The 23201-nt window shown below is 66.8% G+C and carries 18 protein-coding genes; 3 read left to right on the top strand and 15 right to left on the bottom strand.

The genetic code is table 11. The features are described 5' to 3' along the window. The first annotated feature begins 36 nt into the window (after positions 1-36). Positions 37-1566 carry a carbohydrate ABC transporter permease gene (locus FHR04_RS18560; protein WP_139404698.1) on the top strand — a complete coding sequence of 510 codons (1530 nt, stop codon included), beginning with the start codon at positions 37-39 and terminating at the stop codon, positions 1564-1566. A 269-nt stretch (positions 1567-1835) separates the two neighbouring features. Beyond that, positions 1836-3722: an amylo-alpha-1,6-glucosidase gene (locus tag FHR04_RS18555; protein WP_139404697.1), complete on the top strand. Its 1887-nt coding sequence runs from the start codon at positions 1836-1838 to the stop codon at positions 3720-3722. A gap of 403 nt (positions 3723-4125) precedes the next feature. On the opposite strand, the gene FHR04_RS18550 is transcribed toward FHR04_RS18555, so the two are convergent. From FHR04_RS18550 to FHR04_RS18495, 12 genes are all read right to left on the bottom strand, one after another. Next, entirely contained in the window at positions 4126-4794 is a 669-nt protein-coding gene (locus tag FHR04_RS18550) for a hypothetical protein (protein WP_139404696.1), read from the bottom strand. Positions 4795-4818: 24 nt separating this feature from the next. Further along, a complete protein-coding gene (locus tag FHR04_RS18545; protein ID WP_139404695.1) occupies positions 4819-6357 on the bottom strand; it encodes a hypothetical protein in 1539 nt (512 codons plus the stop codon). 232 nt (positions 6358-6589) lie between these two features. Further along, complete coding sequence (locus FHR04_RS18540) at positions 6590-8272, bottom strand: C1 family peptidase (protein WP_139404694.1); 1683 nt, start codon at positions 8270-8272, stop codon at positions 6590-6592. Between the two features lie 30 nt (positions 8273-8302). Next, positions 8303-8482: a double zinc ribbon domain-containing protein gene (locus tag FHR04_RS21070; RefSeq protein ID WP_276341409.1), complete on the bottom strand. Its 180-nt coding sequence runs from the start codon at positions 8480-8482 to the stop codon at positions 8303-8305. Positions 8483-8601: 119 nt separating this feature from the next. Beyond that, positions 8602-8736 carry a hypothetical protein gene (locus tag FHR04_RS21615; RefSeq protein WP_260170321.1) on the bottom strand — a complete coding sequence of 45 codons (135 nt, stop codon included), beginning with the start codon at positions 8734-8736 and terminating at the stop codon, positions 8602-8604. 289 nt (positions 8737-9025) lie between these two features. Beyond that, the gene (locus FHR04_RS18525) at positions 9026-9526 is read right to left on the bottom strand and encodes an RICIN domain-containing protein (protein WP_139404691.1); all 501 of its coding nucleotides are present in this window, start codon (positions 9524-9526) and stop codon (positions 9026-9028) included. 377 nt (positions 9527-9903) lie between these two features. Continuing rightward, on the bottom strand, positions 9904-13002 hold the full coding sequence (locus FHR04_RS21065; RefSeq protein ID WP_170214018.1) for an ATP-binding protein: 3099 nt from the start codon (positions 13000-13002) through the stop codon (positions 9904-9906). Positions 13003-13599: 597 nt separating this feature from the next. Continuing rightward, positions 13600-15180 carry a CAP domain-containing protein gene (locus FHR04_RS18515; RefSeq protein WP_139404690.1) on the bottom strand — a complete coding sequence of 527 codons (1581 nt, stop codon included), beginning with the start codon at positions 15178-15180 and terminating at the stop codon, positions 13600-13602. A 479-nt stretch (positions 15181-15659) separates the two neighbouring features. Then, entirely contained in the window at positions 15660-16649 is a 990-nt protein-coding gene (locus FHR04_RS18510) for an NAD-dependent epimerase/dehydratase family protein (RefSeq protein WP_139404689.1), read from the bottom strand. A gap of 700 nt (positions 16650-17349) precedes the next feature. Then, positions 17350-17505: a PIN domain-containing protein gene (locus tag FHR04_RS18505; RefSeq protein ID WP_183944842.1), complete on the bottom strand. Its 156-nt coding sequence runs from the start codon at positions 17503-17505 to the stop codon at positions 17350-17352. A 282-nt stretch (positions 17506-17787) separates the two neighbouring features. After that, a complete protein-coding gene (locus FHR04_RS18500) occupies positions 17788-18516 on the bottom strand; it encodes a DUF981 family protein (RefSeq protein WP_139404688.1) in 729 nt (242 codons plus the stop codon). 84 nt (positions 18517-18600) lie between these two features. Further along, a complete protein-coding gene (locus FHR04_RS18495) occupies positions 18601-19053 on the bottom strand; it encodes a PIN domain-containing protein (protein ID WP_139404687.1) in 453 nt (150 codons plus the stop codon). Positions 19054-19144: 91 nt separating this feature from the next. On the opposite strand from FHR04_RS18495, the gene FHR04_RS21765 reads away from it, so the two are divergent. Next, positions 19145-19303 (top strand): VapC50 family PIN domain-containing toxin, encoded by a 159-nt coding sequence (locus FHR04_RS21765; protein WP_476699084.1) that lies wholly within the window; start codon positions 19145-19147, stop codon positions 19301-19303. 41 nt (positions 19304-19344) lie between these two features. Here the strand turns inward: FHR04_RS21765 and FHR04_RS18485 are convergent, their stop codons facing one another. From FHR04_RS18485 to FHR04_RS18475, 3 genes are all read right to left on the bottom strand, one after another. Then, positions 19345-20712 (bottom strand): MFS transporter, encoded by a 1368-nt coding sequence (locus FHR04_RS18485; protein WP_249039213.1) that lies wholly within the window; start codon positions 20710-20712, stop codon positions 19345-19347. Then, positions 20709-21620 carry a polysaccharide deacetylase family protein gene (locus FHR04_RS18480; protein WP_211344218.1) on the bottom strand — a complete coding sequence of 304 codons (912 nt, stop codon included), beginning with the start codon at positions 21618-21620 and terminating at the stop codon, positions 20709-20711. Before FHR04_RS18480 ends, FHR04_RS18485 begins: the two co-directional genes overlap by 4 nt. A 167-nt stretch (positions 21621-21787) precedes the next feature. Beyond that, positions 21788-23201: RNA-guided endonuclease InsQ/TnpB family protein (locus FHR04_RS18475; RefSeq protein ID WP_211344217.1), on the bottom strand; the 1414-nt coding region annotated here is incomplete at its 5' end.

Raw genomic sequence — 23201 nt, 5'->3', positions numbered from 1 at the left:
TCCGTTGCCCAACGGGTCAATCGGAGGTAGGTTGACATGACCACCACCCTCACTGAAGTTCGCAAGAACGGCGCCGATCTGGACCGCTGGCTGGCCCGCCGCCGATGGGCGCGGGCGGGGTGGCTGTACGCCTTTATGCTGGTCATGAGCATCTTTTTCCTGGGACCGTTTCTGATGGGCCTGCTGAGCAGCATGAAGGACAACCCCAACGAGTACCCGCCCCGCCTGGTCATTCCGCAACTGACGGCGCAGTACATCGGGCGCGCGTACACCCTGGGCGTGCAGGGGGCGGGCAGTGGGTGGAACGGCGGCCTGGAGCCGGGCCGCACCGTGACCTTTGATGTCAGCGTGCGCTCCCCGTCAGACGCGCCGCAGGACCCGCCCACCGTCGCCCTGTTTCCGTACCAGCCCACCAGTCTGGTGGCGATTGCCCGCCAGGCGCAGGCCACCGAATACGCCACGGTGAAGACGGTGGAGACGGGCCAGGAGGGCGAGGTTCGCCGCTACCGCATCACCGTGGATTACCCGGCCCTGACGGCCCAGCAGGGGCAGGTCATCCAGGCCAGGTTGGCGCCGCCCGATGAGAACCTGAACGCCAAATTGCCGGGCGGCCAGACCGTGCCCGTGACGCTGGACACGCCCGCCGCGCAGGACAAACAGTACTCGTTGAACGCCACGCAGGCCGTAGAGCTGGTCAAGGCGGGGGAGAAATATTACCTGCGCGGCCCGGTCTTCGAGCGCACGCCGCTGCAAATCGACGTGCAGCGCGGCCAGACCATCACCGCCAGCACGCTGCCCCCCAGTGACCGCCAGAACTTCGGGCGCTCGTTTGCCTACCGCAACATCACCCCCGGCGTGCTGGGTTACACCTTTAACAACTACCGCCGCGCCTTTACCGAGACCACCAGCCCCCAGACCGGGCGCAGCCTGTTCTTTACCTGGGTGCTCAACACCTTCTTCTACGCCTTCTTGCGCGTCAGCGCCGCCATCGTCTTTTGCTCGCTGGCCGGCTACGCGCTGGCCCGCATGGACTTTCCCGGCAAGAACCTCATCTTCGTTGTGGGGGTGCTGTTCGTGCAGATGGTGCCTGATCAGGTCAATCTGGTCAGCAACTATGTGCTGCTGCAAGACCTGGGCCTGCTGAACATCTGGGGCCTGTGGTTAAACGGCCTGGTGGCGGCAGGCGGCGTCTTTCTGATGAAGCAGTTCTTCGAGGGCATGCCCAAAGAGCTGGAAGAATCGGCGGCCATCGACGGCGCGGGGCCGCTGACCACCTTTTTCCGCGTGATGCTGCCGCAGGCCGGCCCCGCGCTGATCGCCCTCGCCATTACGCAGTTTCAGGGCGCATGGAACGACTTTTTCTGGCCGCTGGTGATCCTGCGCCAGAACACCGACTACCTGCTGACGGTGGGCCTGGTCAATTTCCGTCAGCTCTACGGCGGCCAGGGCGACTACGGCCTGATCCTGGCCGGGGCGGTCCTGAGCGCCATCCCCGTGATTGTCATCTTCGTCATCTTTCAGCGCTATTTCGTGGACACCGGGGCGGACAGCGCCGTCAAAGGGTGAAGGGCCTTGCCCCGCCTGAAGGTCTGAACGCTAGAACCTCCGTGGCGCCCCACCCAGGTCTGTGCCCTTTCCACCTGCGGCGCAGAGCCGGGGGGAGCGCGGCGACGGAAAGGTGGGGGACATCAAGCAGACCCCACCGATTCTCTTCAAACCAGCGTCACCCCCCAACCATCAACTGCCAAACTGCCCACGTCAGCCATCCTCTTCCGCGGTGAGGCCTTTAGACGGTTCGATTGTTTGACCTGCCCGCTGACCTTCAAGGAGCCGCCATGCTGCCCACCCGCACTGTTCTCAAAGAAAATGACCTGTACCTCGTTGGAGACGCGCACTACGCCGTGGCCGAGGGCGAGAGCGGACTGTACCGCCGCGACACCCGTTTTCTCTCGCGTTACCAGTGGCAACTGGACGGCCAGACCCCGCAGACGCTGATGCAGCACGAGCGGTTTCCCTTCTGGCTGCGCGCGCAGAGCGCCAATGCCCACGTGGGCTACACCATGCGCGTGGGCCTGAGCCGCGATCTGCAGGTCACGGCCACCGAGCTGCGCGACACCCTGCGCGTCACGCGCTACGCCGGGGCCGAACCGCCCACGCTCACTTTGGAGCTGTCCGCCGACTTCCTGGACATGTTCGAGGTCCGCGGCTGGCCTTACGCCACCGCCGTGCGGGAGATTCGCACCGAAGTCACCGGTGACGGGGTCACCTTCGCCTACACCGCGCAGGACGGCCTGGCACACCGCGCGGTGGTGCAGACCTCGCCCGCCGCCACGTGGGACGGTCAGCGCCTGGCCTGGACACTGGCGGAAGAGGAAACCGAGATCGTGGTCCGCGTCTTCCCGCTGCTGGCCGATGAACCGCCGACGCCGGGCAAGCCGGATGAGCTGGCCGCCGAGTACGGCGCGATTCAGGCGGGCGTCGGGCGCGACCTGCAGTTGTCCGATCCGCGGGACGCCCGCGTGCTGGCCCAGAGCGCCAAAGACCTCCGCAGCCTGAGCTTCCAGACCGAGCAGGGCGCGTTTCCAGCAGCGGGCCTGCCATGGTTCGTGGCTCCCTTTGGCCGCGACAGCATGATCATTGCGCTGATGGTCAAGGATCATCTGCCCGAACTGGCGCTGACGGTGGCGCGGTATCTGGCGGCGCACCAGGGCGTCAACTACAACTCGGTGACGCTGGAGCAGCCCGGCAAGATTCTCCACGAACTGCGCGTAGGCGAGCTGACCCGTACGGGCCGCACGCCGCACCGCCCTTATTACGCCACCGCCGACGCCACGCCGCTGTTCGTGTGGCTGGTGGGCGAGCTGAGCGCCGCGTTTCCTGATCTCGCCCGTGAACTGCGCCCGCACTGGGAAGCGGCCCTGAAGTGGTGCTTGAGCGACGGCGATCCCGATCAGGATGGGTTTATCGAATACACCCCCGACTCCGAACCCGGCGGGATTACCAACGCCGTGTGGAAAGACAGCGGGGACAGTACGTTTACCGAGGGGGATGTGGACGTCAGCGGGCATGTGGCCGTGGTGGAGGTTCAGGGCTACGCCTACGCGGCTTATCAGGCCGCGGCGCGGATGTACCGCCTGCTGGGCGAAGAAGCCCTGGCCTCGGAATGGGAGGGCCGGGCGCTGCATCTGCGCGAACGCTTCCAGGCCGCGTTCTGGTGGCCCGAACGCGGCTATTACGTTCACGGTCTGAACGGTGACAAGCAGCCGCTGCGCGTGCTGGTCAGCAACCCGGCGCACACGCTGTGGACAGGCATCGTTCCACCGGAATGCGCGGCCCAGGTGGCAAGCACGGCGCTGGGCGAGGAACTGTGGAGTGGCTGGGGCATCCGCACGCTGGGCACGCGGGAAATCCGGTACAACCCGGTGTCGTATCACAACGGCAGTGTGTGGCCGCACGATACGGCCGCCGCCGCGCTGGGAATGCACCGCTACGGCCTGAACGCCGAGGCGACGCAGGTGGCCCGCGCGCTGTTCGACGCGGCCCGCGCGGCCCCCGACGCCCGCCTGAGCGAACTGTTCGCCGGATTCGCTCGCCAGGACGGCACGCCCCCGGTGCCGTATCCCGCCGCCTGTCACCCTCAAGGTTGGGACGCCGCCATTCCCCTGGCTCTGGGCCACCTGCTGCAGGTGGGAGGGCCCAGGGCGGAGAGCGCCTTGACCTGACGCTGGCCTGGGAAGTGGCGTCCAGGGGACGAGCGAGAACACCGTTGGTGACGATGTCAGAGAGACCAAGCCTCGCTGTGGAGCGGTTCAATGGCTGTTCATACTGGTATGAACAGCAGCCAGAGGCGCCGCGTCCCCTGACATTGGCCGATTCGGACGGCACTGCCCGTCCTTGTCGGGGAGGGTGGTTGTCAACCGACAGCGCCCTGAACCGCGTGATCTGTGGCGCTGGACCACCGCCAGCGGCGCGTCCCGGTCCATCGTCTTGCCGTTGGGGTGTTCAGGAGCGGCTCTGGTCGGCAGCGCGGCCAGAGCCACCTTCGGAGCGGTGCGGCCCCCTGGAGCGCAGGCGGTCAGGTCAGGCTGCGGAGCATCAGCACAGAGGCGGCGGACAGCGGCCGGCTCACTTTCGGCACGCCAGGCGGACCCGGAAGCTGGGCGTGGGTGTGGTGTAGGCGCTTCTCATCGCGCTGGAAGCGGGGTCAATCTCCACCAGCAGCCTGTCCGCCGGGGTCAGGCGGGGCGACTGCGCCGAATCGGCGTAGAAGTTGAGCGTGAAGGTGTTGCCCGCTCCCTGCGCCAGCTTCCGGTACAGCAGGTCTTGCACGTTCTCGCTCTCCAGCGTGCTGCCGTCCTGCAAGATCAGCTGGAAGCCCTTGACTCCGCTGTTCAGGGCGTCGGCGGTGGCCTTCGTGCCGTTCTTCCACTCCACGTTCAGCGCGTAGCCCTTGTTCTGCCCGTTGTAGCGGCTGATCGGCGTCACCGATTTTACGGTCATGCGCCACACGCCGTTGAAGACCGTTTCGCCCAGGCAGCCTTCCAGCGAGGCCCGCCCATTGGCCCCGCCGGGCGAGGTGGACGGGGCCGCGCCCGTGCCCAGGCTAAGCGTCGTCCCGCTGAGGCTGCTGGGAATGCCCAGGGTCTTCAGGGCCGAGAGTGGCACATACGTCTGCCCATTCACGACGATAGCCCTGGCCGGGGCGGGTTGCCCGTTGACCACCAGGGAATAGCTCTGGGCAGCGGCGGATGAGGAAGCGAGAGCGAGGAGCGCGAGCAAAGTCCGTTGTGGCATGGTTGTCTCCTGAAGTGTGTGTCCTCAGTACAGGATCAGCGTGAAGCCTGGGGTGAAGCCGATGTAATTCGCATTGTTGGATCCGCGGGCCACCACGACCACCGAATCGTCCTCGTAGAGCACCCCAGCGAGGAAAGGGATGGTGCAGGAGGAACTGAAGCAGCCCGCCTGGCTTTCGGTCAGGGTGGCGCTGGCGAAGGTCTGGGTCGTGTCGAAGCCGAAGATCACCCGCACCTGCCCAGTGGCGCTTTCCAGCGAGTAACCGCAGGGCACCGTATTCATGGCCGCGCCGCTGAGCTGGGAGTTGTAACAGCGCACGATCTGCTGCCCGGCGGGCCGGGTCACGTCCACGATCACCATGCCCTTGGCCCAGCCGCCGAAGCCCGGCGACTGTACCGCGTTGCCCACGGCTTTCATGGCGATGGGCCCCTTGCCCTGCACGCCGACACTGTTCGTCGATTCGCCGCCCACGCCGACACCGCCCGGCGAATTGCCATACACCCCGAAGCCGTTGCTGGCATGCGTGCCCCGTACCCCGTACCCGTTGGTGCCGGTCACACTGCCCTCGACTCCGGTGCCTCCACTGCCGGACGTTCCCCGGACGCCCGTCCCGTTCCCGCTGGCACCCTGCACCCCCGTTCCACTCGCGCTCGTGCCCTGCACGCCCGTTCCCGCCGCGCTGAGGCCGCCCACGCCCACCGAGTTGACGGCGTCGGCGCGGCCCTGCACCCCGGCCCCCGCCGCGCCGCTGGTGTTCTCACCATAGACGCCGGTGCCCGAGGCGCTGACCGTTCCCCGCACCCCGTAGCCCCTCTCGCTGGTGCCCAGGACGCCCGTGCCGGTCACGCTGCTGCCACGCACGCCGGAGCCGGGAGCGCTCTCGCCCCACATGCCCGATGACCCCGGCCCCACGCTGTTGACGCCGCGCACGCCAGTCGCGCCGCTCACCTTGGCCTCGCCGTAGACCCCGGCGAGGCCAGAGTTGGTGAAGCCCACCACGCCGAAACTGGCCTCCGAATAGGCGCTGACGCCATAGCCCTTGCCGCTGATGGCGTACACCGCGTTGCCGTCCGTGCTGCTGCCGCTCAGGGCCATCCCAGCGCTGTTGCTGACCGAGAAGGCGGGCGAGGTGCCGTTGGCCGCGCCGCTGTAAGGCAAGGTCAGGGTGCCTCCGCCCCCTGGGGAACCCGTGGCACTCACGATCAGTTTTCCGGCCTGCGAGCTGTCGATCTTGATGTTGCTGCCCGCCTCCAGCGCCAGGCTGCCGGTCTTGCCGTTCAGGCTTGCGACGCCTGCCGCGCCGCCCGCGCCGATCTGATCGGGGGCGCAGCTCAGCGCACCGTCCGCGCCGATCCCCTTGACGAATTGCCCGGTTTGACACGGGCTGCCGGAAAGGGTGTTCTGCTTGCCGTCCAGGCCTGTTTTGAGGGCGCCGAAGTTGGCGTTGACTTCGGCGGCGCGGATGGGCGTGCCGGCCTGAAAAGTGGTGATTGTGTCCGCCGCCAGCGCTCCCAGGCCCAGCGAGGCGCCCAGAAACAATCCTTTCGTGGCTGTCCGTTTCATGGTGTGGCTCCTTGAAGGCGGCGGCGCTGTTACTGCCAGAGGGCCGAGTCCCAGGTGGCGCTGTCCCAGGCATTGCTGCCTGCGGGGGCGGGCCCCTCGCCCCCGCAGGCACCCAGCAGCAGCGCCAGGCCGAGCAGAAGAGCGATAAGCGGCCGTGTCTGTCGCGTCATGTCAACCGTCCTTTGAGGGAAATGGGGCGGGACCAGTGCCGAACGGTCTCTCCCCACGCTCATCACTGAGGCAGGATTCCGGTGCTGGCCTGGCCGGTGAAGGTCTTGACCCACGTCCACGGCAGGTACACGTAGCCCTGATCGCCCCAGCAGTCGCCCCACGAGTTCTTGACGATGAAGTAGCCGTAGTCGTCGGCTAGCGGCTGATGGGGCAGTTTCTTCTGGAGGTTCTGGCTGGAGATAAAACCGGTCACGGTCATCACGTGATCGAGTTCCCAGTCCAGCAGGCCGCCCGGCAGGGTCTTCTTCGTCTGCGTGGCGACGAAGCCGTTGCCGTCGGGATTCATGTTGTTCAAGGAAGGCGCGGCGTTGGCCGTGGGTTTCATGTAGCGCGCGTCCATGGTGATGGTGGTGGGGTGGCCCAGCACCGAGCGCAGCAGCAGGATGACCATGCTGCGGTCCAGGTCACTCTGATCCCAGAAGTCGGTGGGGGACTGCACGCGGTAGCCGCTGCCCGCACCGGTGTTGGGCAGCCGCCGCATCACGTACAGCTTGCCGCCCACCGTGACGACGTACCAGTCGCCCTGATCGGTGGTGTTGGAACACGGGCCGTAGTTCACGCTGCCGTCCTGATAATTGGTGCAGGACTGCGTGTAGCTCTGGGTGTCTTTGTGGTCCACCCGGGCCAGGCTCTTGTTGTACTGCCACTGGGATTCGTAGGCGAAGACGTAGCCCGCCGCGCTGGCCTTCTGGGCAATACCGATCGGGTCGCCGCCCTCGCCGTACCTGCGGGGTGCCCACTCCAGAAAGCGGTGGCCCGCGTAATCCTCCTCGGACAGGTTGACCCGTTTGTGGTCGCGCCGGGCAATTTCGGCCTCGAGCGCGGCCACGGTGGCAAAGGCCCAGCAGGTGCCGCGCTGGCCCTGATCCTTGACGGTGGTGGTCAGGTCCTTGAGCGGCCACCCGAAGTTCTGGTAGATGCCTCCAGCGGCGGGCGCTTTGCACGCTCCCTTCTGGGTGCGGTCGAGTTGATCCTTCGCGCCGATTTCCAGGTTGGCCGGATCGAGCAAGAAGCTGAGGTTGTAGATCTCGGCCCCGTACTCGCGGATCACGTCGCTGGCCTGTTTGTTGAGGACGATCAGCCGCTCGGCGCTGTCGTTCTTCACCGTGTCCGGCGCGGGCAGACCGAACTGCTCGACGGTGTTGTTCAGTTTCCGGAGGGTGATGTCCAGATCGGTGTACAGCGTGGCGTACAGGTTGTACTGGTTGACCTGGCTGGGGAAGGTGCGGGCGTGCGTTGCCAGCACGGCCTTCCCGAAGGCGTTGCCCAGCAGCGTGACCGTCTTGGGGCCGCCCGCCGTCGGCACGCTGACCAGCCGGTCGCCGTCCGCGTTAGTGGCGTCTGCCGCTGGGGGCTGAAGAAGGGCGCCGAATTCAGGGTACCGCGCAATGTAGGTGCGGGCGTCGGCGTCGTCCTGGGCATCCTGGTGTTCCTGGGTGGCCTGTTCGTCGGCAAGATCCTGCGCCGTGATGACCTTGCCGCCGTTCTTGACGGCGTCCATGAATTGCGCGGGCGTCACGGTTTCCGCGCCGACAGGTGCCGCGCCGCCGAATTCGGTCTGGGTCTTGAAAAAGGCGGCGGTGGTGTCGTCCGGGGGAGGGGTGTTCCCACCGCCGGACGGCCCGCAGGCGGCCAGGGTTAAGGTGAGCGCGATCAGGAAGGGATGGAGCCGGGGCTTGGACATGATCTTCTCCCTTGGGGGTGGCGAGAGGTGTCAGGGCGGTGGCGTGAGGTCTGCGCCGCAGCGCACGCAGTAGCGGGCATACGGTGAGGTGATGGATGCGCCGCAGTTCGGACAGGCGTCCAGCAGCCGCGCACCGTCATTGGCGCAGTAGCGTTCGCCAGAAGTGGTGGGCACCGCCCGCCCGCAGCGGGGACACAGGCGGTAGCGCACAGCGGCTGGCACGGGGGCTGGCGTGGGGGCTGGATCCGGGCCGGCCGCGGGATCATCCGGGGGTTCGCTGCTGCAGTCCACGAAAACGCCTCCTGAGTGGGTGGAGCAGGGCCAGGCCCTCAGCGCAGGCGGCGGATGGTCTGACCGTCGCTGTCCGAGACAAACAGTCGCTTGTTGGCATAGGCCTGGCCCGCGATATACAGCGGCACCTCACCGTTTTTCCCTCCCGCCGCGGCGGGAGCAGCCAGACCCACCGGGTAATTGCCACCGGGTAGTTGAAGGTGGCGTTTGCGCCGGGACCGTCGATGCTGCCGCCCACATCCGGCTGCCCGGCGATGGTGTCCACCGTGATGAAGGGGACGGTGGTGGGCTTCGGATCGGGTGTGGGCTCTGGCTTCGGGTTGGGCGTGGGGCCGGAGCCGCCGGAGCAGGCGCTCAGGACCAGCAGGGTCAACAGCGCAGCGCGGTGAAGGGTGGGACGCATGGGCGGGGGCATCAGAACCCTCCTTGCCAGCTGGTCCTGGCGCCACTTGAGGGCAAACGTCAGTCGATCCGCACCGATTCGGGCACCAGGCGCCACAACTGACAGGCGCCGTCCGCGTAGGTGGATCCCGGATTCAGGCCCAGCGTGGCCGTGCAGTTCACCGCGTCCAGGTACTGACGGTTGATCTTCAGTTGCAACCTGAAGTAGCCGTCGCCGTTCGGCACGAACTTCCACAACTGGCACGCGCCGCCTGCATACGTGGAGCCGGGGTTGAGGCTGATGGGCGCGGTGCAGTACGCCGCGTCCAGATACTGCCGGTTGTACTTGAGCTGCAGCCGGTAATAGCCGCCGCCTGCCGGCACCAGCCGCCACAACTCGCACGCGCCGCCTGCGAAGGTGGACCCTGGATTGAGCGTGACGGGCGAGGCGCAGTGATCGGCGTCCAGATACTGCCCGTCCGATTTGAGTTGCAGGCGGTAGAACTGGGGCGACTGGGCCTGGGCCGAAGTGGCGGCGGACACCAGCACGCCAGCGGTGCACAGCAGAACGGTTCTGAACATGATTTCTCCCCCCTGGGACTGAAGGGCCGCGCCGGAGGCGGGCAAGTACGCCCACGTTTCCGAAGTGGCAGAAGCTGTTGAACACCAGAGCCGACCGTGTTCCGATGGATGTCCTTCCTCCTTGTCTCCACACGATGGGCCGTCCCCGGTGATACGGCGGTCAGCAAAAGGGGGAGTTGTGCCGCCCCGCCCACGCCGCCCCGGCCCAGGTGTGCGGCGCAGCCGTGCGTGCCGTTGCGGTCAAAAGAGGCGCCATGAACGGGCGATGGAAGACCCGCACCGTGCTGGAGGGCCTGAATGCCGGGATTCCCCGGAGCTGCCGCAAGGCTTTTGTGCTGGGCGCACTGGCGTTCGTGCCGCTGCGGTGGCGCTGAGGCTCAGGCCGTGACGTGGCCGTCCAGAAAAGTGAGCCAGTCCGCGGGCAACGTCTCGCCCACTTCCCCGAACCCCTGCCGCGCGGCAGCGTAAAAACGGCCCAGACTGCGGTGGTTGCCGGCGGCCCGCAGCGCCCGCAGGGTCAGGGCCAGGCAGGCCCGGTCGTAGGGAGCGGCCTCGCACAGCAGGCGGCCCACGCGGGCGGCCTCGGCAGGGTTTTGCGCGCACAGCGCCCCGGCGTGGCTGAGCAGCGCGCCGTAGAGCGTGTCGGCCATCAGGCTGCCGGATTCCGGTTCCTCGCCGGCCAGGTAGGGGCCGCGCCACAGGGCCGTGTCGCCGCCCTGCAAGAACAGTTCGGCGTCGGACTGCACCTCGCCCAGCGCGTACCCGTTCTCGGTGGTCTGGATGACGCCTGGCGAGAGTGCCGCGCGGGTCTGGTGAACCAGTTCCTTGAGGGCCGACGCTGCCTGACCCTCCTCCGCGCTGGGATACAGGGCGTCGGTCAGCGTCAGGCGGGGCACGTCCGGACGCCCCCGCAGGCGGCTTTCGAGCAGGCAGGCCAGCAGCTCGCGGCGTTTGCGGCCCCGCACTGCGAGCGTGGCGTCGGGGGTGCCGAAGCGCATGTCCCCCAGCACGCTCAGGCGCAGCGCTGGGGGGCCGGGGTCCGGCTGCGCCACTTCCGAATCCCCGTGCGGTTCCGGCTGCAGGTCTGGAAAGGCGCGCGTCACGGCGGCCACGTTGAGCGGCAGATGCCGGGCGGTGAACCAGTCCAGGCACGCCCGCGCCGCATCAGGATCACGCTGCTCACGGGCCAGTTCCAGGCGGCATTGCCACGCCGCTTCGTGCAGTTCGGCGGCGTCCGCAGCCTCCAGCGCCATCTGAAATGCCCCGTGCGCCTCTTCCCGCCGCTCCAGGGCGCGCAGGGCCAGGCCGCGCGAGTTCAGTGCGCTGACCCGCAGATAGGGCTGGGACAGGGTCCCGGCCAGCGCCAGGGCGGCGTCGGATGTCCCGAGCCCCACGTCCGCCTGACCGTTCAGAATCTCGGCCTGCGCGAGCAGCGCCAGGCTGGTGGTGGTCAGCGGCGGATTGCCCAGCCGCCGGGCCAGGTTGACCGCGTTGCGGGCGTGTCTCAGCGCCAGGTAAGGGGCGTGTGGGGTGAGCCACTCCGTGTACAGGCTGCCCAGCGCCAGCTCGGCATTGATCAGGATGGGGGAGAGCTGTCCATCCAGCACCGAGACCGCCTCCTGAAGCCGTTCCTCGGCGCCCTCGAACTGGGTCTGGCGGGTCAACAGGTCACCCAGCATGACCAGCGAATGGGCGTAAGCGCGCAGGTCACCTACCGCCAGCAGTTCGCCCACCGCTTCCTCGATGTCCGGCCTGGCGGCGTCGGCCTCGCCTGCGCGCAACCGCGCCTGTGAGCGGTTCACCAGCGCCGCCGCCCGCTGCCGCCGGAACCCGTGTTGCTGGCTCAGGGCGATCAGCTCGGCCCAGACCCCGTGCGCCTGCGGCAGTTGTCCCTGGTAGAAATAGGCGTTGGCCAGCGCATTGAGCAGGGCGGCGCGTTCCTCGGGGGTCATCCCTCTGGAGAGGGCGGCTCCGGCCAGCACCTGGGCTTCAGCGGGCTGCCCGCCCAGCACCAGCGCGCCCGCCACCCGGCTGATGAGTTTGACGCTGGCCAGGGCCTGGTCCTGCGCATGTTCGCGCCACAGGGCCAGCGCCCCGGCGGTATCGCCGCCCAGCAGCCGCACCGAGAGCTGGCGCTGCCACGCGCCAGGGTGCTCGGCAAAGAGGTCCAGCAGGGTCAGCGCTGAATCCAGCAGGCCCCGTTGTGCCTGCAATTCGGCGACCTGAAGGCGCACTGCCAGATCGTTGGGCAGAGCCGCCAGGGCCAGTTCGCCCAACCGGGCAGCCTCGCCCAGATCGCTGTTCTGGAGCGTGGACGCCGCCGTCAGGGCCAGCCGGGCACGCTCCTCGCCTGCGGCGCGCCCGGCCGCCAGCGCCTGAAAGCGGGCGGCCTCATTCGGACCCGCCGCCGCCTGGGCCGCGTGGGCGTACAGGGCCAGCGCCTGTTCGGTGGGCAACTGCGCTTCCTCGGCAAAGGCGGCGGCGCGTCCCGGCTGCCCCTCCAGCGCCCGCACGGCCCGCCGCGCCGCACCCTGCCGCTGCTCACCGGAACGGCTCTGCCGGAAGACTTCGCGGTACAGCGGATGGACGAACTGCCCCCTGGTGACGATGCCCAGTCGTTCAAGTCGGCCCAGCGCCTGCCTGACTTCTGTCACGGACTGGCCCGCGCAATCGGCCAGCAGGGGGGCTGCGGCTCCAGGCAACAGCGCCAGGGCGTCCAGCACATGTTCCAGCGGAGCCCCGCCCACATCTTGCAAGGTGCGCCCGATAATGGCCTCGACCGTTCCCGGCAGTGAATGGCCCTGCGGCGCGCGCCAGCGCCAGCGGTCCCCGCTGTTCCACAGGTGGCCTTGCCGCGCCAGCAGCCGGAAATATTCCAGCGTGAACAGCGGATTGCCACGTGCCCGCTCGTAGACCCAGGTCAGTGTGCTGGCGGGCAATTCGGCCCCAGCTTCGGCGGTCAGCAGGGCGGCGCTGGCCTGGGGCCCCAGGCGCTCCAGGGCCACGAGCAGCGCACTCTCGGGCCAGTCTGCTGGCGGTGGCAGGCGGCTGCTGACCAGCAGGGCGGCCCCACGGGTGCGGCCCACGGCGCCGGCCAGCTGAACCGTCAGCTGAACGCGCGCGGCGTCCGCTTCATGCAGGTCCTCAAGACACAGCGCGAAGGGCGCGAGCTGGCCCAACAGCGCGGCCAGAAGATCGGCCGTCGGCACCGTCACGGTCTGGTCCGTTTCCAGACGGTCCAGCGCCGCCTGCGTCCAATCACGCTGGCGGACCGGACGCGGCAGGGTGCGGACCAGTTCGGGCAGGGACAGTCGGGCCGGCAGCGTCAGACTGCGGTACGGTGTGCCGCGCAGCACCGCGCGGCTGGTGTAGGACTTGCCGATGCCTGCCTCACCCCACAGGTACGCAGCCAGACCGACGCGGCGTGTCGTCAACACGCGGAGGCGCTGGCCCAGCACGGTCAAGGGAACGTCCATCTGAGCTTTCAGCATAGGACCACGGGAGGCCCACAGTTTGACCAGGTGTAAAAGTGGACAGCCGCCCCACCTCGTCCAGGTGCGGTCAGGATGTGTCGCTCAGCGCCGTGGGAAGGCTATGCCGCGTCTCGCAGGGCTGAACGACTGACTCCGCTGCGCCCCACTCGCCTTGCTCCAGCGGCAGGCGGTGTCTGGCGGATGGCATGGGTGCCCGCCGCCCGGCCGAGATCCGCTGGCGGCGCGGGGCCACGCGGGGCCAGAGGCAGCTTCCCGGCGAATGACTTCGGGATCGGCGCGTTCCAGCAGGTGCGGCGCCAGGCCCAGGCGGTAGCGCCGCCGGGAAGCGACGACGCTGCTGGGTCGTCCAGAGCTGGTGTCCGATATCCAGACGCTGGTCACCCATCGGGTGCGGAAGAACCACAACGGCGGGGCAGGCCCAGTTTCTCTCTTTTTGCCATCCTGGAGAAGCCTGATGATCTGCTCTTCGGTGAACTGGCGGATTTTCTTGCAGGGCCCCGCTGTCCAGCCTACGGCTGGGGGCAAGCCTGAGTCTGTGCTTCATGGCGTCCAGGTCCTGAAGAGCAGAGCACTTGACTCTCAGTGCATCTGCTGCTGTGCTGGCCCATCGAGGGATTGCGGCATGAACTTGCCGGCCGTCTTGAAGCTCCACTGCGTGACCTTGCCGTTGATCTTCACGCTGGCCTGATAGGTCTGCCCGGGCTTCAGGGGCTGGGCCGGGATCAGGAAGACGGCGCCACTGCTGCGCATCAGGCTGCGCCCCAGGTCCTGGGCTGTCACCGGACCGCCGACATAGTTGCCGGGCTGATCCTTGGTGTTCACGTACTGGGCGCTGCCATAGGCACAGACCTTGACTCCCTGACCTGCCACGGTCAGGGACGCCTCGGTGGCCGTCGTCTCACCGGACTCAAACGTGGCGGCGATCAGGGGCAGCCCCGCCTGGCGGGCATCAAAGCCGGGACAGGCGGTGAGGGGATCAGGCCATTCTCCGCCGTTATAACTGGCGAGATCGGTGGTGGCCCCGTTGCCCGGGAAAGTCATCGGTGCGCGCTTCCCTGTGACGCTCCCACGCGCCGAAGTAATGCCGCTGCCCATGGAAGCGGAGTCCGGTGTTGGACCGGGAGCGGTAAACGTGCCGATCCCGACGCGGGTCTGACCCGGCTGGAGCATGCCCAGGGCGTGGAAGGGCGCAGTGAACAGAATTGTCGTGCTGGGGGAGATGCTGCCCAGCGCGGCCACCGGGGAATAACTGACGGCCAGGTTGCTGTTGGTCGCGCAGGCCTGTCCTTCCGGCGACGCGAAGGGGAGGGCCGGGTTCTGGTTGTGCTCGATGCGCTTGTTGACCAGCATGTAGCGCCCGTTCATCCAGCAGTTCATGCTGGCGTCGACATCAAAGGCCACGGCGGGCAGATTGGCCTGACTCCGCAAGGCGTTGAAGCGGTCATACTCGCGTTCGATCAGGGTGCCGATCTCGACCGGGAGGCGCACCGCCGCTGACCTGGCCCCAGCCGTGACCTGGACGGTCACCGGAATCAATCCTTGCGGGAGCGCGCCCGGACTGGCCTGCAAGATCACGTCGTTGCCGATCAGCGTGGCACTGAGCAGGTCAGGGGCGGGACTGCTGATCACGGCGGGGCCGGGCGGCGTCCCATCGGCTGGCGGCGTGATCTGCAGCGGCACTCTGACGGTCTGGCCAGGCAGCACCCGGACGCGACTCAGTGGCGCGATGGCCGGCAGGCTGGCATCCTGCGTCACGGTGATCCTGACGGTCCGGGTCACGCTGCGGGTTTTGCCCTCATCCTGAACCACCAGACCGAGCGCGTATTCACCGGGAGGCACAGTCGTGGCGTCAATGCTGATCCAGTTGGAGGTGCCGTCCTTCTGCAATTTTGCCTTCAGGAGGGAACTCGTCTCGTTGAAGTCGAGGTTGTACCACAGACTCCCCCGATACGTGTTCCAGACCAGGTTGAAGCCGATTTTGCCCTGTTCCAGGTTGGAAAGGGTCAGGTGTGCGGGGTTGAAGGTGACGTCGAACGGCGGTTTGGTCTGCGGGTCCGGGTCCTGGGTCACTGGCCCCTCTCCACCAGGACCAGGGGGCGTGGGGGAATTGCAGGCGCTGAGGACGAGCAACACGGTGACAGCCAGAATGGATTGACGCATGATGGTCCTCGGGGCAGGAATGGGGGCGGGGAATGGCAGATCATCTGGGGCGGAGCGGGCAGGAGTGGGACGGCCAACAGCGACATGGCGGGAAGGCCTGTTCCGGAAATCTCACGGCCACGCGCAGTTCCAATCTGGACGTTATTGGCTTCCAGTGTAGCTGAGCACGTGATCGATCTGGGACGAAGTTGACCGGGCGGCGTCAAATGTCGGTGGCTCAGGCTGCTTGAGCCCGTCAGGGCCACTCTGCGCATCTACCGTCCTGACCGGAAGCGCCCTCAGAACCTCCACCGCCTTCTGGCTCAACCGTCCTGTGCCTCCGTTTTTAGGCTCATTCTTCCAGACCAATGCCCTCCAGAACGGGTGCCGAAAGGATGATTTGGGCGTGACGGATTCAGACGGCCCGTGTGTGCTGCTCTGTCTTCTGCGGCGGAAGCCGCCATGGACCTCCAGACATGGGCAGGTTCCTTCCAGCGCAATCACCTCCCAGGGAAAAACGTGGCGATGTCCTCGGCGATGGCCTGACGGACCGGCATGTACCTCAGGCCCAGCTCGTTCTCCGCCTTGTGGCTGCCGAACCGAAACCCCGCCGCCAGGTGCCGCGCACTGTTCCCAGTGAAGCCCAGCAGGGGGGGCAGGCCCGTCCACTGCTCCAGGTGTCCCAGAAAGGCCGCGCTGGTGTGGGCGAGGCGATCCGGCAACAAGACGGGCGGCCGGGGCCGGCCCGACAGTTCAGCCACCAGCTCCACAAACGCCCGATTGGTCAGGTATTCCCGGCCAATCAGGTACCGCTCGCCCGCGTTGTTCTCCCGCTCGGCGGCGCGCACGATCGACTCGGCCACGTCGTCGACATGCACGAAGGTAAAGCCGCTCCCCTCAAACGCCCACAGCACCTGACGTTGCCGCACCAGCCGACGGATCCACTGCCCCGTGGCATTGGGATCACCTGCACCGACCACGGCGCCAGGGTACACCGTCACCACAGGCAGTCCCTGGACCCCAAACGCCTGAATCACCTCATCTCCAGCGTGTTTGGTGCGCCAGTAGGCGTTCGGGTGGGGTCCCACCCGGCTGTCCTCGCGCAGCGGCTGATCGGGGGAGACCCCGTAACTCACCCCCGAGCTGACGTGGACCACCTTGGCGACGCCGGCATCGAGGGCAGCCTGCATCACGTGGCGGTTGCCCTCGACGTTGACGCGGGTGTAGATGCCCTCATCCCGTTCGTGCAGCGAGTAGTGGTTGGCGAGGTGCAGCAGCCAGTCAGCGCCGTGCATGCCCTCTGCCAGTCCGTCAGGGCGGGTGACGTCACCAGGGTGCAGCTGGACCCCCAGCGCCCTGAGGTGGCCGGCGTGCTCCGGGCGGCGCACCAGCGCCCTGACCGTGTGCCCCCGCTGCAGCAGGCGGGGAATGAGCCGGGAACCGATAAAGCCGGTGGCCCCGGTGACAAAAACGGTTCCGGATGCAGTCATGACACCTCCTGGCAGCGAAAGGCCGGATTACGCAACTGAAACCCTGGTGGAGACGGGACCGGAGCGGGTGCGGTCGTCTTGGGCGAATGGTCTGGCTCCAAGCACGGGACGGTCTGAAATGGAAGACTCAGGCCCATCTGACGCAAGGACACGCGGGAGTTCTCTGCTCCTGAGGCCGGGCCCTGACCTTCCCCGCGCATCGGTCCTGGACCCAGGGCCAACTGTACCCCAGTGCGCGTGAGCCCACATACGTATCGGCAACACCCGCCGGTAGCGCCCCGCGCCCGTCACGCTCGCTCGCGGCTGGGCCAGCTGCGGGAACGGCTGATGCTGAGCTTCCAGGGTCTGACCCTGACGGGCAATCGCGCTGCGCTTCGCTCAATCGAGCTGTCTGTCACTGATCAGCCACAACTGCCGGAATTCACGATCCCATCCGGTCAACGCTGCACGTCCGTCGTACAGGAAGGCCCGGGACCTGGTTCAGGACGCGCTTGGGCGATGGACGCGGTGCGGCCTGGGCCGGATGGCAACCAGTCAACCGTGCGCTTCCAGTGCACTGTTCCCCTCCCAGGCAGACCGCTCCTTATCCATAAACGCGTCATCCTGCCAGTGGGGCCGCATCTGCAGGTCGGTCACCTGAGAGCGCACGGTGGCAGGGCTACGGCGCTTCTCAATGTCCAGGGAGTGGTGGAAGGCTGAATCACCGCAACACTTCGGTAGCGATGCCCAAGCTCAGGGTGCTCCGGACCCAGCCCGTGGTGAGCGCTGGGACGCCCAGCCGCTCGGCCAGGGCCAGACAGTCATGGTCACCCAGGCTCAGACCCGCCGTGCGGGTCAGGGGGCGCAGTCGGGCCACGGCCCGGGTGGGCTGGCTGGCTTCATGCTGGATTCGGCGCGCCGTAGAGTCATGGCTCAGGCGGGCGGGGCGTAGAGAGGGCGACAGGCCGCAGAGTTAAAAATATTCTGGGTGGGGGAACGAGAAATCCTGGCCACAAGGGCAGCCATGTGCGTGGGCGTGGCCAGCACCGGCCCGCTCAGGGTGCGGCGAAGGGCCCTGGTCTTTCACCGCGCTGCAAGGCAGCAAACCGCAGCTTCTCGCCGACGGGGCGGTACGCTGCCGCTCACCACCAAAGGTGCTTCAGGGCTTGGGCATGGTGTTGATGATCAAACCGATGTGCGTGTAGTAGTTGAGCGCCCCGAACAGCAAAAAAGCCAGGCCGTCCAGCACCAGCAACACGCCCGTGACCTTCTGAACGGCACCTCCACTCTCACCCGCCGACGCCTGACGCACGAAGAAGGGGTAGAGCAGCGCCGTCAGACCCACAGTGGCGTACAGTCCGGAAATAAAGATGGCTTCGAGCCACGGATACTGGGCAAAGCGGCCCGAGATGGGTTCTTCCGGCGGGGCGGCGAACAGTTGAAAGGCGATACCTGCACAGGCAATCGCGATCATCGACAATCCCAGCCCCGTCACAAAAATACTGAGGGGCTGCGCGGCGGCGGCCAATTCGCGGCCCACCGTAGCGGGATCGCGCAGTGCGGCGGCCCGTTTCCACGCGTAGAACGCGGCGGCCAGCAGAATCACGCCAAAGGCCAGGGACGGCTCGCCGAAGATGATGTTGTCGAAGGGAAAGTATTTGGCAAACGGCCAGGTCAGGGTCATGTGCGCGCCGGTCAGGGTCAGGATGAAGCCCAGCACCCCCAAGTTGAGCGCCCAGCCCTCGGCGTGGAAAGGTTCTTTGCGGGCCACGGTGCGGCCCAGGGCAGCCAGCGAGAGCAGGGCGGCCCCGGTGGCCAGGGCCATGATGGTGTTATAGGTGGTCATCTGCGTCCAGTCGATGACCAGACCTCCAGCGGCTGTAGACATGGGATTCCTCCTGTAGGCGGCAGCGCGAGTCAAGCGCCGCTGGAGTCAGCATGCGCGTGGCGTTCCAGAGGGAGAAGGGGAACTTTATTCATGAACGGAGGAGACCGCGCCGGATCGTGTCTCGATCCCGCACTGGGTCCAGGCCCCGATCTTCAATTCCAGCATCCCTGCGAACTCCCGGATGTTGTTGGTCACCAGAATCAGGCCGTGAGCCGATGTCGTGGCCGCGATTTGAACATCCAATGGGCCGCTGGACGGCCCGGCATGCTGCAGCCCGGCCCGGGCACGCCCATACGCCTCCGTGACCTGCGAATCGAAAAGAAACATCACCAGATGCGGGGCGAAGCTCAGAACGGCGGCGAGGTGATGGTCCCGCCGTGCACATCTGGAGCCCCCGGGTAGGCGCTCGGCCTTGGTGACGGCACTCTGCCCCACCTCGCCTGGACGCAGGCTGTCAATGCGATTCCAGACGGCTGCTGGTTTGTCCTTGATGATGCAGATGTTGGTGTCAAGCACATAACGCAGCGGCGGGGTCAAAACGCCTCGCGTTCCTGCGTCTCCCTTTGCTCACGTCCTTGCGGTAGAAAGTCGTCTCCGATTCCGGCCAGGGCGCCGAAGGCAGAAGCGGCTGGGGGCTGATCCGCACCGGTTGACCGGGGCCGTCCGGGCGGGCCGGCTTCGGCTGCGGGCGCCGCCGTTCACCGCACAAGCGTATCTGGCCGCGCTGGCGCCGCAGGGCCTGCCGCTTCTGGCAGCAGCTCTGGACCCTGTGGTTCAGGACGGCTGACCTGACGCCGGCCTCGCCTGGCCCCCCTCTGAAGGGCGTCTTCAGTCCCCCCGCCGGGCCGCCAACTGCTGGCGGACCTCGCGCAACCGCGCCCCGTGTAGCGGGTAAAACCACAAGAACACCACCGCCAGCGCCGAGCCGATCAGCGGCGGCACCGTCATGAACAGGCGGAAGCCCTGCGCCACGGTGCCGGGCTGCACGTCCAGCTTCGGATCATAGCCGTAGCGCAGCGCCACCCAGCCGAACACGGCGGCGACGACGCCGGTACTCAGGGTGGTGATCAGGCCTGAGAGACCGTAATACGAGCCCTCGCGGCGCTGACCGGTGCGCAGCTCATCCTCGTCGATCACGTCGGCCAGCACCACATCGCCCATCAGGATCATCCCGGCCAGGCCCACGCCGAACAGCGCGGTGGTCAGGAAGGCCGCGGGAACGCTGCCGATAAAGGCCAGCGGCAGCACGGCCAGACCGCTGACGGCAAACGCCAGCAGCAGCGTGGTGCGTGCGCCGTACTTCTGGGCCACGAAGCGCCGCCACGGCCACAGCAGCGCCCCCGCCGTCACGAAGGCAGTGGCGAGCAGCAGCGTGGTCAGCAGGCCGCCCTCCACTCCGAGGCTGTACTTGACGAAGAAGCCCATGCCGGTGGCGAGCGTGCCGGTGGCGACGAAGCGCATGGTCTGCGCGGCCACCACGGTCAGAAAGCTGCGGTTGGTGAAGGTGGAACGCAGGGCGTCCAGCAGCGGCAGCGGCGCGGCCCGCACCGACGCTGCCCGCTCAGAGAGCGCCCCCACGCCGCCGTAGATGGCCGCCGCGCAGATCACCGCGAACAGAATGCCCATCGGCCCCCAGCCGATTTCCGCCGCCAGCAGGGGAGGCAGCGCCAGCCCGATCAGCAGGCCCACCACCTGCACGGCGTTCATCCTGACCGACACGTCGGTGCGCTCGGCGAACGAGCGGAACATCTCCGGCAGCAGGGCCAGATAGCCGGTGCCCACCATCGTGAAGGTGGTTTCCCACAGCACCCACAACATGCCGAAGTACAGCAGCACGCCCGCCGGGTTCTGCACGGCATCGAAAGGGGCGTTGAACAGCAGGGCCAGAAACAGCAGGGTGGGCAGCGTGGCGAACAGCAGGTACGGAATGCGGCGGCCCCAACGCGTGCGGGTGCGGTCCGAGAGGTAACCGATCACCGGATTGTCGATGGCGTTGTACAGCGCAAAAGCAGTCATCAGCGCCGCGAACTTCACCGGATCGGCCTTCAGGTGATCCACGTAGTACAGGAAGAAGAAGCTGGACACCTGCGCCGGAATCACCAGCCCCAGATTCATGGCGGCGTAGCGCCAGCGGGTGGCGGAAGTGGTTCCGGCGTCCAGTTCCACAGGGACGGCGGGCGTGGCCGGAACCGTCACGATTTCACCTCGCCCGTGGCCAGTCTCTGCCGCAGCAGGTCACGCAGCGGGCGGTAGCCGATTACCTGAAGGCCCAGGTTGTGCACGTCGCGCCGCAACGCTGGACTCAGAAACGCCTGGTAATTCGCCACCCGCGCGGGCCAGTCCCCGCAGATGGCCCGCAGTTCGGGCGTGTCCTGCGCCGGATGCAGGATGAAGTGGGTGATGCCGGGCGGCAACTCGCGCAACATCTGGCGGGTCAGGGCCGTGTGATCGCCCCCCACGTCCAGCGGCAACATCCGCAGGTGATCGACGAGGGGAACGCCGCGTTCCTCCAGTTGGTAGGCGGCCTGTCCGGCCTGCCGGGCATCTTCCCCGGTCAGGCCCGCCGCCTGCCAGTCCGCCGCGCTTTGCCGGGGAAACAGCGGTGGAAGGCCGTGCGTCAGCGCCAGTGTCAGCAGGTCAGGCAGGTACCTGGGATGGGCGGCGGTGCCCATATGCGCGTCTACGTGCGTCAGGTCCAGGCCCCAGGCCAGGGCGCGGTCCAGCTGGGCGGCCAGTTCCGTGCGGACGGTGGCCGGGTCAGCCTGCCTGGCCTCGTCCACTCCGGCGTGGAAATAGCCTTGCCCATCGGTCAGCGCAGGGGCACAGGTCAGCGGTCCCCAGCGGTAGGCCCCCCATTCGCTGGTCAGGGTCCAGTGGACACCCACGTCCGCCGTGGGGAGGGCGCCAATGGCCTGCGCTGCCGCCGGAGCCCACGCACACGGCATCATGACGGCGGCGGAGGACAGCAGCCCGGCTTCATGCAGATCCTGATACGCGCTGATGGTGGCCTGGCACATGCCCAGGTCGTCGGCATGGAAGATCACCACCCGGTCCCGCGCGTCGTAGCCCAGGGCGTTCAGACTCGGGTTGGGTGGAAAGTTCAATGGAGACCTCCTGCTTGCTGGAAACAGTACTCACGGAACGCCGGACTGGACTGGGTTGTGGGACGGGGCTCAGTATTCCACGCCCGGACCGCAGCGCCGATTGGATGTGCGTCGACACGCGGACGGCTGAGGCCTCAGGGACGAGGATTTCTTGAGTCTCCCCACGCCTAAAGGCGGGGGATTCTTGAAGAATGCAAATTCAAGTGACGTGACAGACCATGCGCGTAGCGCACACCCTGCACGGGGGGACCCATGACCCCAACTACGGGGGTCCCGAAAGACCCCAGATACTTTGCCCGGATGTTCATCGACCCCACCACGTCTCGGTCGCTGACAAACCCACACGCTTTGCACTGGTATTGACGCCCTGAGGGCTTGTACCTGTTGGTGCAAGGTGGACAGGTTTGCGAGGTGTACGCCTCATCGACGATCACCGCCCTCATGCCCAACTGAGCGGCTTTGTAGGTGATCATCTGGCGAAAGCGTCCAAACGACCAGCCGTGCAACCGCTGGTTGGCTTTGCGGCCGTATTTGATGACGTCGCGGATGTCTGTGATGTCGCCGATGACGACCGTTTGCACGCCTGCAGCATGCAGCGTGGAAACAAGATGTGCGGTTTGCTTGTGGAGAATATCGGAAACCTGGTTCTCAAGCCGGGCCACCAGGCGGCGTTTGCCCTTGATCAGCTTCTGGCGTCGCCGACTGGGTTTGGTGTGCGCCGTCCCTTTCTTGGTTCTCGCGATTTTCGCGTCGAGCTTCGAGATGACTTTGGCCCGGTAACGGGATTTGCTCTTGAGCAAGCGGCCCGAATACAGGGTCGCCTTCTCGCCATCAAAGACGCTGGCGATGCGGAGCTCTCCGAGGTCGACGCCGGCGACACCAGTGCCCAGTGCAGCCTGCGGCTGCACCTCGTAGACCGCCCGCAGTTCGTAGCCGCCGGTCTTTTTCCAGCCGATCTCCACCATCGTTGGCAGCGCGTGGTTCCAGGGGATCACCAGGTCTTCCACGCCTTTCCCCGTGGACAGGATCAGGCTTCCGGCTTTGAGCCGGATCCCCGTGGACTTCCAGGTGACTTTGAAAAAGTGCTTCCGCTTGCGGGGGTACTTGGCTTCCTTGCTGCCCTTTTTCTTGCGTTCGTTGGCACTTTTGATCGCCGCGTAGAAGTGGCCCACCACGGCGTCGCAACTGTGCGAATGCAGCACCCGGTCGGGGTCGTTCGGGAAGAGCTTTTCCATGCCGTACTGAGACAGAAAAACGGGCTTCCGGCCATTCTTGCCGTTGCCTGTTTGACGAAGAATCCGCCAGTACTTGACCAGCGCCGCAGAATACAGTTGTCCAGCCGCCCGGCACAGCCGGTCCAAGAGGGCACTTCCGGGCAACGCCAACTTGCGGACGGACCGCTGGACCATCTTCTTCGGCTTAGCCACCGAGCGGCCTTTCAAAAATAGAATGACACCTCTGTACCGGACATCTTCGAGTTGAGGCTGTGCTGGACGGGAAATCCCTGAACGTGTGACAGGTTGCGAATCGGCAGGATAAACGGCGGTGTTTTGGGTGTGTGACGACTCCAAAACCCGCCGA

Source organism: Deinococcus radiopugnans ATCC 19172 (assembly GCF_006335125.1).
GTDB lineage: Bacteria > Deinococcota > Deinococci > Deinococcales > Deinococcaceae > Deinococcus > Deinococcus radiopugnans.
The sequence above is the reverse complement of the archived record's forward strand: the minus strand, read 5'-3'. Positions and strand labels throughout refer to the sequence as shown.

Excerpts from the sequence above, each read along its gene's own strand:
- FHR04_RS18560 (WP_139404698.1), top strand. The coding sequence starts at position 37 with ATGACCACCACCCTCACTGAAGTTCGCAAGAACGGCGCCGATCTGGAC.
- FHR04_RS18555 (WP_139404697.1), top strand. The coding sequence starts at position 1,836 with ATGCTGCCCACCCGCACTGTTCTCAAAGAAAATGACCTGTACCTCGTT.
- FHR04_RS18550 (WP_139404696.1), bottom strand. The coding sequence starts at position 4,794 with ATGCCACAACGGACTTTGCTCGCGCTCCTCGCTCTCGCTTCCTCATCC.
- FHR04_RS18545 (WP_139404695.1), bottom strand. The coding sequence starts at position 6,357 with ATGAAACGGACAGCCACGAAAGGATTGTTTCTGGGCGCCTCGCTGGGC.
- FHR04_RS18540 (WP_139404694.1), bottom strand. The coding sequence starts at position 8,272 with ATGTCCAAGCCCCGGCTCCATCCCTTCCTGATCGCGCTCACCTTAACC.
- FHR04_RS18525 (WP_139404691.1), bottom strand. The coding sequence starts at position 9,526 with ATGTTCAGAACCGTTCTGCTGTGCACCGCTGGCGTGCTGGTGTCCGCC.
- FHR04_RS21065 (WP_170214018.1), bottom strand. The coding sequence starts at position 13,002 with ATGGACGTTCCCTTGACCGTGCTGGGCCAGCGCCTCCGCGTGTTGACG.
- FHR04_RS18515 (WP_139404690.1), bottom strand. The coding sequence starts at position 15,180 with ATGCGTCAATCCATTCTGGCTGTCACCGTGTTGCTCGTCCTCAGCGCC.
- FHR04_RS18510 (WP_139404689.1), bottom strand. The coding sequence starts at position 16,649 with ATGACTGCATCCGGAACCGTTTTTGTCACCGGGGCCACCGGCTTTATC.
- FHR04_RS18500 (WP_139404688.1), bottom strand. The coding sequence starts at position 18,516 with ATGTCTACAGCCGCTGGAGGTCTGGTCATCGACTGGACGCAGATGACC.